The sequence below is a fragment of the Streptomyces sp. CBMA29 genome, assembly GCF_014596445.1.
Lineage (GTDB): Bacteria > Actinomycetota > Actinomycetes > Streptomycetales > Streptomycetaceae > Actinacidiphila.
On the sequence record NZ_MECL01000124.1, the window covers coordinates 32,116 to 45,414 of the forward strand.

Below are 13,299 nucleotides of genomic sequence, written 5' to 3' on the forward strand. Positions count from 1 at the left end.
GTGATCCGCCGGGGGGCGGAGCTTCACCTGGGGAGGGACCGAGTGCCTCGTCGCGCTCTCACACGCGGCTCCGTCGCGGCGGCCATCGTTGTCGTCATGGCCGCCGGGCTCGCCCCGGCCGTGACCGGCGGCACGGCGTACGCGGACGGTGCGCCAGGTACGCCGAGTACGTCGAGTACGCCGAGTGCGTCCGCCACGGCGTCGCAGGAGACCGTCATACCCGCCGGTTCGCGGTGGCTGCCGCAGAGCGAGCCGCTGATCACCGCCGGGAACGACGGATACCTGGTCAGGGGGGCCAACGGCGCCCGCTGGGTGAATCCGGCGGACGGCAGCGAGGGCCCGGCGCTGCCGGTGCCCGCGCAGCCCGTGGTCAACACTGGCCTGTACGCGAACCTCATCCGCAACTTCCCGTCCCAGTCGGTGACGATCACCGACTACGACACCAACATGTTCCGCACGGTCACCGCGCCCGAGGGCCAGCGCTGGGTGGCGTGCGGCTTCAGCGCCGACCGCGTCCTCACCGGCGAGACCGCCGCCGACGGCACGCTCGCCGCACTGCACCTGATCGGCAACGGTAACGACGGTTCCGCCGACCTGACCGTCACCGGGCTGCCCGCGGGGACCGCCGTGCCCGACTGGACCGACCTGCTCGCGCAGAACCGCGACTACGCCGTCCTGCGGCTGACCTCGGGCGCCGCGCCCGGGACCGCGCCCGGCACCGCGCACACCTACCTGCTCGACTACCGCACCGGCACGCTGCGCGCGATCCTCGCCGACGTGCCCGCCGCCGAGCAGACCGCCGCCGTCCTCGGCAGGGACCGGGTGCTGGTGTACGGCGGCGCGGTCACGACGGCGTACACCGTACGGCTCGACGACCCGGCGGCCACCGTCGAGAAGACGCCGCTGCCCGCCGCGGGCCGGGACGGTACGCCGAAGCTCGCCGTCACCGGGGACCGCGTCCTGATGCTGGAGCGGTCGACGGACAGCCAGTCCACGGGACTTCCGCTGCTGGCCGTGCCGGTCGGCGGCGGCGCCGCACGGACCCTGCTGGCCAAGGTCGCCATGGAGTACGCGACCGCGCCCGACGGCTCGGTGCTGGTCGAGGGCGGCACAGGACCCGACGACTGGGCGGTGCGCCGGATCACCGCGGCGCCCGGCGCCGACGCGACCGTCACCGACCTCAAGACGCTGCCGCCGGTCGCGGCCAGGGTCTACGGACTGTCCTACAGCGCCGGGCGGTTGGCGTACTCCGACACCACCCGCTCCTACCCGGCCCTGGTACGGCGCGACGTGGCCGGGGGCGCGGCGCCCGCCGTGTCGGCACCCGAACTGCTGTGGAGCAACGGCCCGAAGCCCGCCGACTGCGGCTCCGGCGTCTCCTGCGTGCACCTCCAGGGCACCGGCACCGGCTCGGTGGCCTTCTCCGCCGGCAACATCATCACCGTCCCCCAGCCGCCGTCCCCGACCGATTCGCGCGCCGTCTTCCTCGACGCGCCCGGCACGGTCACCGGCGCCGCGGGACCCTACGTCGTGGTGAACACCGGCACTCCCGCGCGGCAGAAGGTCTTCGACCTCCGCTACGACGGCGCCCTGTTCGACGGCCCGGTCACGGCCTCCGCGCTGTGGGGCCACACCCTGTGGGTGCCCGGCAGCGCCTCCGGCACCGTCCGCCCGTACGACCTGGAGCGGCGGACGTACGGCGCCACGGTCCAGACCGGCGCGCCGTGTGTGCCCAAGGAGCTCCAGGCGGACGGGCGTTGGCTGTACTGGTCGTGCGGCACCAGCGCCGGGGTCCACGACCTCACGACCGGCAAGAACGTGCCGGTGCCGACCGGGGACGCGCTGCTCGGCGACGGTTACGTCGTCCGGCACGACACGGCGGCGGGCCGTCTGATGCTCACCGACGTGCACACCGGCTCGGCCGTCAGCAGCAACCTCGCAGAACTGGCCGCGAGCGACCTGGCCGACGACCGCGGCGTGACGTGGACGGTGGACAAGTACGGCGGCGGTGTCGCGTACGTCGATCCGGGGCAGCGCGTCCACGTCCAGCCGTTGACCTCGATTCCGCGCGGCGCGGTGTCGGTGCTGAGCAGCGACGTCGGCCCGGCCACCGTCGACGTCCTGGAAACCCCCGGTGACTGGCAGGGCAGTTGGACGCTGTCCCGGCCCGTCGCGGGCTGGAGCCTGACGGTCACGGACGAGGCGGGGAAGACGGTCGCCACCCGCAACGGGCCCACGGGCACGCAGGTGGCGGCGAGTTGGAATCTGAAGGGCTCCGACGGGTCGTGGGTGAAGAACGGCCGCTACACCTGGAAGCTCACCGCGGCCCCGGCCGACGGCGGCTCCGGCGGGCTCTCCCTCACCGGCCGGATCACCGTCACGGGCGCCGCGGGCGTGCACGACTTCACCGGTGACCGGATCGGCGACTTCTTCGGCCTCACCCCGTCCGGCCGCCTGGACCTGCGCGTCGGCAACGGCAAGGGCAACGTCAACGCGGCCCGTTCCACGTCCGGTTGGCCGACGTCCTCGCTGTACGTGCCCTACGGCGACCTCGGCGGCGACCGGGTCAACGACCTGCTGGTCAGGGACGCCTCGGGCCAACTGTGGCGCTACGACGGCGCGGTGGGCACGAACTTCACCCCGTCCCGGCCGCGCACGCTCATCGGCCCCGGCTGGAACGCGTACGACGCACTGGCCTCGGTCGGCGACCTGACCGGTGACGGCCGCGCGGACCTGGTGGCGCGTACGCCGTCCGGCAGCCTGTACCTCTACGCCGCCGACCAGAACGGCAAGTTCGGGCCCCGCACGCTCATCGGCGGGGGCTGGAACACGTACGACCTGCTGATCGGCTCGCAGTACTCCGATTCCCTCGGCTGGGGCCGGCAGCTTCTGGCCCGGGACAGGACCGGGGTGCTGTGGGCCTACAACGGCGACGCCAAGGGGCACTTCGGGCCGCGCGTGAAGATCGGCCCCGGCTGGAACGTCTACGACTCGATCGTGGGCGTCGGCGAACTCCAGCCGGTCCGGGGGGCGTACCTCACCGGACTGGTCGCCCGTGACGCGGCGGGCAACCTGTGGCGCTACGACGGCCACAACGGCGACCCGGGCTTTGCCGCCCGCGTCAGACTCGGCGCGGGCTGGCAGATGTACACGTCGCTGTTCTGAGATCCGGGGCTGACCTCGCGTCAGAACGCCGGTGGTACTGGCCTGGTGTCAGTACCGCCGGTCACCCGGGTAGTAGCGCTCCTCGACCGGCGGGATGTCGCCGTCGGCCGTCGGGGGAATCCGGCGGCGCTTGAAGATGCTGACGTAGGCGGCGAGTCCGATGATGCCGACGGCCATCATGATCAGGCCGAGCAGATCCATGTTGACGCCCTTGGCGTGCCAGTCGGTGGCGAACGTGATGATCGCACCGACCGCGATCAGAATGATGCAGCCTCCGATGCCCACAATTACCGCTTCCTTTGGCCTAGTTGTGCTCCGGCGTTCTGAAGCAGCGTCTACCCCGGACCTCGGGGCACAAGCAGGCGCATCGGGGCGGGGGCGGGCCGGGGCGCGGGCCCCGGCCCCGGAAGGCGCTCCGGAAGGCCCCGGAATCAGGCCGCCAGGAAGGCCGTCAGGGCGCCGGCCAGCAGATGCGGGTCGTCGGCGCCGGACATCTCGCGGGCCGAGTGCATCGAGAGGATCGGCACCCCGACGTCGACCGTGGTGATGCCGTGCCGGGCAGAGGTGATCGGGCCGATCGTCGTCCCGCACGGCATCGAGTTGTTCGACACGAAGTGCTGGTAGGGGACGCCCGCGGTGTCGCAGGCCGCCGCGAAGACGCCGCGGCCGGTGCCGTCGGTGGCGTACCGCTGGTTGACGTTGGTCTTCAGGATCGGGCCGCCGTTGGCGCGCGGGTGGTGCGTCGGATCGTGCCGCTCGGCGTAGTTGGGGTGCACGGCGTGGCCGGAGTCCGACGAGACGCAGACGCTCGCGGCCAGCGCGCGCTGCCGCTCCTCGAAGCCGCCGCCGCGCGCGTGCACCGAGCGGCTGAGGACGTTGCCGAGCAGCGGTCCCTGGGCGCCGGTGTCGGACTGGCTGCCGTTCTCCTCGTGGTCGAAGGCGGCCAGTACCGGGATGTACGTGAGGTCCTGGCGGGCCGCGGCGGCGGCCAGCGCGGCCGTGCCCGCGTGCACCGACAGCAGATTGTCCAGCCGGGGGCAGGCGAACAGCTCCTCGTCGCGCCCGAGGAAGGCGGGCGGCTGCGTGTCGTGCGTCATCAGGTCCCAGCCGACGACGTCCTCCGGGTCGAGGTCCGCCCGCTCGGCGAGGTAGCCGATCAGGTCGCCATCCTGCGCGTCGCCCAGGCCCCACACCGGCTGGAGGTGGCGCTGCTTGTCCAGCGTCAGCCCGTCGTTCACGCCCCGGTCCAGGTGGATCGCGAGCTGCGGCACCCGCAGCAGCGGGCGGTCGGTCGCGACCAGCCGCGTACTGCCGTCGCGCAGCGTCAGCCGGCCCGCCAGGCCCAGGTCCCGGTCCAGCCAGCTGTTCAGCAGCGGGCCGCCGTAGATCTCCACCGCCACCTGGCGCCAGCCCTGCGCCCCCATGTCCGGGCGCGGCTTCACCCGCAGATTCGGTGAGTCCGTGTGCGCGCCCACGATCCTGAACGGTGTCTCCGGGCGTGCGCCGTCCGGCACGAACCACGCCACCACCGCGCCCCCGCGCAGCACGTACCGCCCGCCCGGCTCGGCCCCCCACTTCTCCGTCTCCGCCACCCGCCGGAACCCGGCCCCCTCCAGCCGCTCCGCCACGGTCGCCACCGCGTGGTACGGCGTCGGACTCGCCTGCACGAATGCGGCCAGATCTTCGGTGTGCTTACGGCCAAACGCCGGACGCTGAGAGCTCATGCCCTCAGCTTAGTTTCAGCCACGACGCCTCCCCCTGAGGGTGCGCCCGAGTCCGCGCCCCCTGTGCGTCCACTCTGCGCAGGACCTGGCTTTAGGGGCGCGCCCCCTGTGCGTCCACCTTGCGCAGGACGTGGCTTTAGGGGCGCGGGGAACTGCGCGACAAGCCCCCACCGGCCGGTGGTCCGGCGACAACCAGACTGCCCCGCCGGGGCGGGTGGTGACCTGCGAGAGCGTCGTGCCGGGCCGCGCAGTTCCCCGCGCCCCCAAAAGATCGGCTCGCCGCCAGGCGTACGGCGAGCCGCAGGCTAGAAGGAGTCCTCCGGGAGGTCCATGAGGGTGAGGTCGACGGATTCGGCCAGGGAACGAGCCGTACCCACTCCTGGAAGGACATTGGCGGCGAAGAACTTCGCGGCGGCGACCTTCCCGGCGTAGAAGGCGGCGTCCTTGGCGGAGGCCCCGGAAAGCTTCTCGGCGGCGACGCCCGCCCCGCGCAGGAGCAGGTATCCGATGACGACGTCGCCCGAGGCGAGGAGCAGCCGCGTGGTGTTGAGCCCGACCTTGTAGATCGAGCGGACGTCCTGCTCGGTGGCCGACAGGTCGGTCAGCATGGCCCCGACGATCGCTTCGAGGTCGACGGCCGCCGTGGCGAGCTGGTCGCGGGCGGCGGCCAGCTCCTCCCCGCCGGTCGCCTCGGCGAGGAACTTCTTGATCTCCTCGCTGAGCGCCGTCATGGCCTGGCCCTGGTCCCGGACGATCTTCCGGAAGAAGTAGTCCTGGCCCTGGATGGCGGTGGTGCCCTCGTAGAGCGTGTCGATCTTGGCGTCCCGGATGTACTGCTCGATCGGATACTCCTGGAGGTACCCGGAGCCGCCGAAGGTCTGGAGGGACTGGGCGAGCTGCTCGTACGACTTCTCGGAGCCGTAGCCCTTGACGATGGGCAGCAGCAGGTCGTTGAGCCCGTGCAGCCGCGTGGCGTCCTCGCCGCCCGCCTCGGCGACCTGGATGGCGTCCTGGACGGAGGCGGTGTAGAGGACGAGGGCGCGCATGCCCTCGGCGTACGCCTTCTGCGTCATGAGCGAGCGGCGGACGTCGGGGTGGTGGGTGATGGTGACCTTGGGCGCGCTCTTGTCCATGAACTGCGCGAGGTCCGGGCCCTGCACGCGCTCCTTGGCGTACTCCAGCGCGTTCAGGTAGCCGGTGGAGAGCGTCGCGATGGCCTTCGTGCCGACCATCATGCGGGCGAATTCGATGATCCGGAACATCTGCCGGATGCCGTCGTGCTTCTCGCCGATCAGCCAGCCCTTGGCGGGGAGCCCGTCGCCGAAGGTCATCTCGCAGGTGTTGGACGCCTTCAGGCCCATCTTGTGCTCGACGTTGGTGGCGTAGACGCCGTTGCGCGTCCCCAACTCGCCGGTCTCGAAGTCGAACTCGTACTTCGGGACCATGAACAGCGACAGGCCCTTGGTGCCGGGTCCCGCGCCCTCGGGGCGGGCGAGTACGTAATGGATGATGTTCTCGGACATGTCGTGCTCGCCCGAGGTGATGAAGCGCTTGACGCCCTCGATGTGCCAGGTGCCGTCGTCCTGCTTGACCGCCTTCGTGCGGCCCGCGCCGACGTCCGAGCCCGCGTCGGGCTCGGTGAGGACCATGGTGGAGCCCCACTGCTTGTCGACCATGATCGCGGCGATCTTCTTCTGCTCCTCGGTGCCCTCCTCGTAGAGGATTCCGGCGAAGGCCGGGCCCGAGGTGTACATCCACACGGCGGGGTTGGCGCCCAGCACCAGCTCCGCGTAGGACCAGATCAGGGAGCGCGGCGCGGTGGTGCCGCCGATCTCCTCGGGCAGGCCGAGGCGCCAGTACTCGGCGTCCATGAACGCCTGGTAGCTCTTCTTGAAGGACTCCGGCACCGGGGCGGTGTGGGTCTTCGGGTCGAAGACCGGCGGGTTGCGGTCGGCGTCGGCGAAGGACTCCGCCAGCTCGTTCTCCGCCATGCGCGCCAGCTCGGCGAGGACGTCCTTCGCGGTCTCCACGTCCATCTCGGCGAACGGACCCGTGCCGTAGAGCTGGTCGCGGCCGAGCACCTCGAAGAGGTTGAACTCGATGTCGCGGAGGTTCGACTTGTAGTGGCCCATGACGTCGGCTCCGTATCGCAAGTGGGGTGGTCGTGGCACTCGTAGAAAATAATGCTACCCGTCGGTAATAAGAAGCAACCCCGGAAGGGTCGGATGTGACCGTTTCCTCTTCCCCGGGGGCGCCTCCAGGGTGTCCGCGGGGCCGTTACTCTTGGGGCCGTGTACGGCTACGAGCAGAGCGTGAATCCCGGACCCGGCCCGGTCCAGGGCGCCGCACCCATGCCCGGTGGCTATCCGGAGCCCTCCCCGCCGTCGCTGGCCGACGCGGTCCGCGCCTTCACCACGGGATCGATGGCCGCCGAGGACTTCCAGGCGATCTTCGCCACGTCCAAGGTGTACTGCCCGCGCGGCGACAACCCGGGCTTCCTGGCGCTGCACGACACCCAGCAGCCGGTCATCCCGATGTTCACCTCCCTGAAGGAGCTGCGGCGGTACGCGGGCAAGGAGTCCAAGTACTTCGTGATCACCGGCGCCGAGGTGCTGGACCTGCTGCCCACCGGCTACGGCTTCGTCCTGGACATCGACGGCCAGCATCGCATGGTCTTCGACGCCAAGGCGGTCGAGCAGATGGTCGACTTCACGATGCGCCGGATGTACGGCTGAGGCGGTCCGCCCACCCCTCCAGTGAGTGCTGGAATAGTCACGCCTTGCGAGATGTTCAGTGTTCAACTACTTTGGAACCGGAGCATCCCGAAGGAGGCAGTCATGCCCGCCGTGACCGTAGAGAACCCGCTGACCCTGCCGCGTGTGAGCGCGGCCGACGACGCCCAGCCCCGCAAGGCGCTACAGGTGTCCACCGCGCCGAGCGGTTTCGAGGGGGAGGGCTTCCCCGTGCGCCGCGCCTTCGCGGGCATCGACTACCGCAACCTCGACCCGTTCATCATGATGGACCAGATGGGTGAGGTGGAGTACGCGCCGGGAGAGCCCAAGGGCACCCCCTGGCACCCGCACCGCGGCTTCGAGACCGTCACGTACATCATGGACGGCACCTTCATTCACCAGGACTCGCACGGCGGTGGCGGCACGATCACCAACGGCGACACCCAGTGGATGACCGCCGGGTCCGGGCTGCTGCACATCGAGACCCCGCCGGAGTCCCTGGTCACCAGCGGCGGCCTCTTCCACGGCCTCCAGCTCTGGGTGAACCTGCCGAAGGCCGACAAGATGATGCCGCCCAAGTACCAGGACATCCGGGCGGGCGGCCTGAAGCTGCTCACCTCCGGTGACGGCGGCGCGCTGATCCGGCTGATCGCCGGTGACCTCGCGGGCCACGAGGGCCCCGGCGCGACGCACACGCCGATCACGATGATCCACGTCTCGGTGAACCCCGGCGCCTCGGTCACCCTGCCCTGGCGCGCCGACTTCAACGCCCTCGCCTACGGCCTCGCCGGCCGCGGCTTCGCGGGCCCCGACGCCCGCCCCTTCCGCATGGGCCAGGCTGTCGTCTTCGGCAAGGGAGACTCCCTCACCATCCGCGCCGACGAGACCCAGGAGTCCCGCTCGCCCAACTTCGAGGTCGTGCTCCTCGGCGGCCTCCCCATCCGCGAGCCGATGATGCAGTACGGCCCCTTCGTCATGAACACCCACGCCGAACTGGCCCAGGCGTTCGACGACTTCCAGGCCGGCCGCCTCGGTACCATCCCCGCCGACACCCCCCTCGGCCGCTGACCCCACCCGCCCCCCGCCGGGGGTTTATGCGACAACGTGCATAGTCGCTTGCATGCATGGACGCAGTACGTCACCCCCTCTACCGTCGTTGGTCAGGCAGCCCCACCAGGGGCGGTGCGAGGGGGTTTGACGTGTCCGAGCGTGCGGCTCTTACCCGGCTCACGGGCAACGGCAACGGCAATGGCGAGTGCGGAGAGAAGGACTGTCCGAACGTGTACCGCACGACGACTGGGTCTTTCGTCGTGCAGGGTGACGTGTCCGAAGCCTTCACCCCGCCCGTCGGGGAAGGGCTCGTGGAAATTCCGGAGTCGGTTCTCAGGGAGGCGGTCCGTGCACTTGGATGGTGACGCGTGGAATGCCTGCTTCGATTCCATGGAGCGCGAGGCGTGGCGACTGGAAACTCGGCCCGTCTACACCATGCCCCAGGAGGCGGAGAAGCTGAAGCGCTTTCTCGCCGGGGAGAAGTCGCCCGAAGACTACGCCTCGGGCTGGATGGACGAGGTTCGGCAATGGACCTCTGCCGGAAAGAGTGTCGGCAGGGTGCATATCGTGACCCGTCCTCTCTCGGACTACCTCCGGTTCGAGTTCGAGTACTACTACCGGCATCACGTCACAGTGGGCGAGGACATTCGAATCCTCGACCTCACCGACCGCGAAAACCCGGGTCTGCCGGATCACGATTTCTGGATGTTCGATGATTCCACGGTGGTCCGGATGAACTACAGGGCGGACGGTACGCAGATCAATCGGGAGCTTGACGAGGGCAGCCCGGAACCGTATCGGCAGTGGAAGCGTATTGCCGTTGCCGAATCCGTCCCGTTCCTGGAATACGTGAGCGGTGACGTTCGAACCTGAACAGTTGGGGCGGCCGAAACAGGAACTGGCGGTCCTGCTGAAAGAATTACGCAAGCGGGCCGGTCGTCGTGTACGGAGTTCCGGTTCTTTCTGCTGTCGATGATCACGGGACTGTTGTCCACTCCTGAGTATATTCGGGCCAGTCTTGCCCATTCTCCTGCTGACGTCAGCAAGACGACAGCGAGGAAACTGGAGCGGCAGGAGGTTCTCTACAACACGGCGAAGCGGTTCACTTTCATCATTACCGAGCAAGCCGTCAGGTGGCCGCTTCTTCCGCCTGCCGCGATGGCGTTGCAGATCGACCGACTGGCTTCGCTCAGCCACCTGGCAAACATCAGATTCGGTGTTATCCCCATGGCCGGATACAAGCCGGTGGCTCCGATGGACACGTTCACTGTGTACGACAACTCCCTGGTCACTGTGGAGAACACCACGGGTGTCGTGGTCCTCAGGGACCCAAGAGACATTGAAATGCATCTGGAGCTGTTTTCCATACTTGGGGGTTACGCGCTTTTCGGCGACGAAGCCAGGGTGTTGTTGGCTTCATGGTCCGCCGCGTACCGTTCATGATCTTTAGTCGTCAACGGGAAAGAACTGTCCGGTCACCCTATTCCGGGTGAATCATTTTCTCCATCGAGTTCTCACGAGGAGAGGCAGTCCGATGGCGGAAGAGATCATCAGCCCGACGGCCCCGGAGAGGGGTGAACTGCTCGTCGCGAAGCGGAAGATCGTCGCCGCGCGCACCCGCGCCGAGCAGGAGTCCGACGTCAGCAGCGGCCGTTCCGACGGCAACGACTGACGGGGCCGCCCACGATGCGTGACGCGGCCTCGTGGGCGGGGCGTCTGGGCGGGGACACGTTCCTCGCCCGGACGTACCACCGCTCGTACGCGCACATCCCCGGCGCCGCCGACACGGCGGGCCTGTTCTCCTGGGACGACCTGAACCGGATCATCGCGACGCAGCGCCTTGAGCCGCCCCGGCTGCGCCTGTCAGTCGACGGCGAGATGATCCCCACCCACCGCTACGCCATACCGACCACGAACCGCCGTGCGGTCACCTGGTCCCGCATTCTGCCCGCCGACTTCCACACCCAGCTCAAAGACGGGGCGTCGCTGGTCGTCGACGCGGTCGAGAAGATCCACCCCGCCGTGGGCGTGGCCGCCGAGGAACTTGAACGTTTTCTCGGGACGTCCGTCCAGGCCAACGTCTACGCCTCGTGGACCGAGCGGGAAGGCTTCGGCCTGCACTGGGACGATCACGATGTCGTCGTGGTCCAGTTGCACGGCTCGAAACGGTGGCGTCTGTACGGGGCCACCCGCGAGGCCCCGACCTTCCAGGACGTGGAGTCGCCGGAGAAGCCGGAGGGCGACCCGGTGGCGGACATCGTCCTCGCTCCCGGTGACGTGCTCTATCTGCCGCGCGGCTGGTGGCACGCGGTCACCGCTGACCAGGGGACGGAGTCCCTCCACCTGACCTTCGGCATGGTCCCGCACACGGGGGCGGACCTCCTGCTCTGGCTGGTGGATCAGCTCAGGACATCTCTCGCGCTGCGCAAGGACATCCCGCGCTTCGGATCTCCGGCGGAGCACTCGGACTTCATCGACGCGCTCCGCCGCGAGGTCGTGGGCGAACTGGCGGACCCCCGGTTGGTGGACCGGTGGGCGGAGTCGATCGACACGACCGACCTGGGCCACGCGATTCCGTCCCTGCCGTACGTGGACGGGCTCCCCGCGCGGAAGGAGATCACCGTCAAACTCACCGCTCCGAGGAGCCGCCTGACACCGAACCCCGCGCAGGGCACGGTCACCTTCTCGGCGGTCGGTACCGCCTGGGACTTCGCCGAGTCCGCCGCCTCAGCTCTGGGCGCGCTCCTGACCAATCGGCCGACCACACTCGGCGCACTCGCCGACTCCGCCGGACTCGAGGTCGGGGACGTGGCCGCACTGGTCTCCACCCTCATCGAAGGCCATGCCGTCGCAGTCGTGAGGGCCGCGTGGTGACCGCTGCTCTCTCCCTGGGGACCCATCGCGTGCGTGCCGTCGGCCATGCGGCACGCACGGCCATGGCGGCCGGTGCTCCGTGGGTGGACACCGCACCCAACTACGCACAGGGCAGGGCGCATGAGGAGTTGCGCCCGGTCCTCGGGGAGTACCCGACCGTTCGGGTGGCCACGAAGGCAGGGTTCTTCACCAGGGAACAGGGGCGCACCGCTCTTGCCGAGGGTGTGCTCACCCGGCAGGAGGCCGACGGTGGGCACAGCCTTGAACGCGGCTTCGTCCGCTGGCAGACGGAGCGCTCACTGGCCGTGCTCGGCCGTGTGGACCTGGTTTTCGTCCACAACCCGGAGCACCGTGGGCATGGCCTTGACCGTGCCGCTCTGCACGGGCGTCTGTGGGAAGCCTTCACCGTGCTGGAGGAGTTCGCCCACGCTGAAAGGATCGGCGGATACGGCGTTGCCACGTGGTCGGGCTTCGGCTGCGGAGCGTTCAGCGTTTCCGAACTGCTCGCGCTCGCCCGACAGGCGGCGGGTTCCGCCGAACATCACTTCACCGGCTTGCAGATGCCCGTGAGCCTGATCATGGACGACCCGATCAGGCGGGCACTCGACGGCGGGGGACCGCTGGTGCGGGCGAAGGACGCCGGGCTGATCACGTTCGGCTCCGCTCCCCTGCACGGTGGCGAACTCCTTGATGCCATGACACCCGACCTGGTGAACTTCATCCGCCCCGGTCTGTCTGCCGCAGCCGCCGCCCTCCTGCCTGTCGGGTCGTGCCCCGGCCTGGATGTCGTCCTGACCTCCGCGAGTACCCGCGCACACTGGGACGATGCGGCGAAGGCGCTGGCCGCGCCCCTGACAGCCGAGGAACTCAGGAGACTGACCGATGAACTCGCCTCTGAATGAGGGGGTACGGACCCTGATGGAAGCCGCCCACGACCGGGCGGCCAAGGCTGTGGGGCTGGTCTGCACGGGTCCACCGGCGTGGGGGTTCCTCGGTGTCACGCTCGGACGCCGAGCGGGCGACCGCTGGCTACGGGTAGGCCGGACGGCCAGGGTCAACGCGGGCAGGAAGCAAGGGGAGGGAGTCGTCGGAGCATCCGAGCTGGTGCCTGACGGCGTCCCACGCCCGCGCCTGTACGAGCTGCACGACTGGACTGACGGAGACTGGACGTTCGAGGCCGACGTCCTTGACTACGTGACGCAACCTGTCGTGTCCCCGGAGCGGGCCGACATCGACCGCGACCCCGGACTGCCCGACGAGTGGTGGGCCGAACTGCGCCGGGCCCTTGCCCTGCTGGCTCAGGCAGAAGGCGTGAAGACCACGGTCCGGGACACGTGGATCGAACGTGCCTTCCCCCAATTCCTCGGCATCCCGGCTCCCGCCCACGTGGGGCGGGCGACCGGTCACGGTGACCTGCACTGGGGCAACCTCACCGGCCCGCCGCTCGCTCTGCTCGACTGGGAGCGGTGGGGCCGAGTGCCCATTGGCTACGACGCCGGGCTTCTCTACGTCAACAGCCTGCTCGTACCTGACGTAGCCGCCCGCGTCCGGCGGGAGTTCGCCGCCGTCCTGGACACCGCTGCCGGCCGGATCGGAGAACTCGCGGCCCTTGCCGAGATGCTTCAAGCCGTCGCCCGTGGCTGGTACCCCGACCTCGCACCGCAGCTCCTCGCCCGCGCCGAGGCGCTCACCGGCATCCGGCCACCGACCCCCCAGCGCTCCGAGGTCACCCCCCGGGCCTGAGGGGCCTGCGG

13 protein-coding genes are annotated in these 13,299 nt (G+C 69.6%); 10 read left to right on the plus strand and 3 right to left on the minus strand.

Annotated elements, in window-relative coordinates:
- The first annotated feature begins 42 nt into the window (after window positions 1–42).
- Complete coding sequence (locus BGM09_RS17360) at window positions 43–3,165, plus strand: VCBS repeat-containing protein (protein WP_188282514.1); 3,123 nt, start codon at window positions 43–45, stop codon at window positions 3,163–3,165.
- A 48-nt stretch (window positions 3,166–3,213) separates the two neighbouring features.
- Here the strand turns inward: BGM09_RS17360 and BGM09_RS17365 are convergent, their stop codons facing one another.
- The 3 genes from BGM09_RS17365 to BGM09_RS17375 all read right to left on the minus strand — a co-directional run bounded on the left by BGM09_RS17365 (window position 3,214) and on the right by BGM09_RS17375 (window position 7,021).
- Window positions 3,214–3,450, minus strand: coding sequence for a hypothetical protein (locus tag BGM09_RS17365; RefSeq protein ID WP_188282515.1), 237 nt, complete (start codon window positions 3,448–3,450; stop codon window positions 3,214–3,216).
- Between the two features lie 146 nt (window positions 3,451–3,596).
- A complete protein-coding gene (locus BGM09_RS17370) occupies window positions 3,597–4,889 on the minus strand; it encodes a M18 family aminopeptidase (RefSeq protein ID WP_188282516.1) in 1,293 nt (430 codons plus the stop codon).
- Between the two features lie 305 nt (window positions 4,890–5,194).
- On the minus strand, window positions 5,195–7,021 hold the full coding sequence (locus BGM09_RS17375; RefSeq protein ID WP_188282517.1) for an acyl-CoA dehydrogenase: 1,827 nt from the start codon (window positions 7,019–7,021) through the stop codon (window positions 5,195–5,197).
- Between the two features lie 159 nt (window positions 7,022–7,180).
- On the opposite strand from BGM09_RS17375, the gene BGM09_RS17380 reads away from it, so the two are divergent.
- The 9 genes from BGM09_RS17380 to BGM09_RS17415 all read left to right on the plus strand — a co-directional run bounded on the left by BGM09_RS17380 (window position 7,181) and on the right by BGM09_RS17415 (window position 13,288).
- Window positions 7,181–7,624: an SseB family protein gene (locus tag BGM09_RS17380; protein ID WP_188282518.1), complete on the plus strand. Its 444-nt coding sequence runs from the start codon at window positions 7,181–7,183 to the stop codon at window positions 7,622–7,624.
- 102 nt (window positions 7,625–7,726) lie between these two features.
- Window positions 7,727–8,689: a pirin family protein gene (locus BGM09_RS17385; protein ID WP_188282519.1), complete on the plus strand. Its 963-nt coding sequence runs from the start codon at window positions 7,727–7,729 to the stop codon at window positions 8,687–8,689.
- A gap of 131 nt (window positions 8,690–8,820) precedes the next feature.
- Window positions 8,821–9,036 (plus strand): hypothetical protein, encoded by a 216-nt coding sequence (locus BGM09_RS37765; RefSeq protein WP_317452746.1) that lies wholly within the window; start codon window positions 8,821–8,823, stop codon window positions 9,034–9,036.
- Entirely contained in the window at window positions 9,020–9,544 is a 525-nt protein-coding gene (locus tag BGM09_RS17390) for a DUF6879 family protein (RefSeq protein WP_188282520.1), read from the plus strand. The genes BGM09_RS37765 and BGM09_RS17390 overlap by 17 nt, the downstream gene beginning before the upstream one ends.
- A 99-nt stretch (window positions 9,545–9,643) precedes the next feature.
- Window positions 9,644–10,114, plus strand: coding sequence for a DUF5753 domain-containing protein (locus BGM09_RS17395; RefSeq protein WP_188282521.1), 471 nt, complete (start codon window positions 9,644–9,646; stop codon window positions 10,112–10,114).
- A 91-nt stretch (window positions 10,115–10,205) separates the two neighbouring features.
- Window positions 10,206–10,343: a hypothetical protein gene (locus BGM09_RS17400; RefSeq protein WP_188282522.1), complete on the plus strand. Its 138-nt coding sequence runs from the start codon at window positions 10,206–10,208 to the stop codon at window positions 10,341–10,343.
- A gap of 14 nt (window positions 10,344–10,357) precedes the next feature.
- Window positions 10,358–11,545, plus strand: a complete 1,188-nt coding sequence (locus BGM09_RS17405; RefSeq protein WP_188282523.1) for a cupin domain-containing protein — start codon at window positions 10,358–10,360, stop codon at window positions 11,543–11,545.
- A 29-nt stretch (window positions 11,546–11,574) separates the two neighbouring features.
- Window positions 11,575–12,447 carry an aldo/keto reductase gene (locus BGM09_RS17410; protein WP_411158326.1) on the plus strand — a complete coding sequence of 291 codons (873 nt, stop codon included), beginning with the start codon at window positions 11,575–11,577 and terminating at the stop codon, window positions 12,445–12,447.
- Window positions 12,428–13,288 carry a hypothetical protein gene (locus BGM09_RS17415; RefSeq protein WP_188282525.1) on the plus strand — a complete coding sequence of 287 codons (861 nt, stop codon included), beginning with the start codon at window positions 12,428–12,430 and terminating at the stop codon, window positions 13,286–13,288. Before BGM09_RS17410 ends, BGM09_RS17415 begins: the two co-directional genes overlap by 20 nt.
- The last annotated feature ends 11 nt before the right edge of the window (window positions 13,289–13,299 follow it).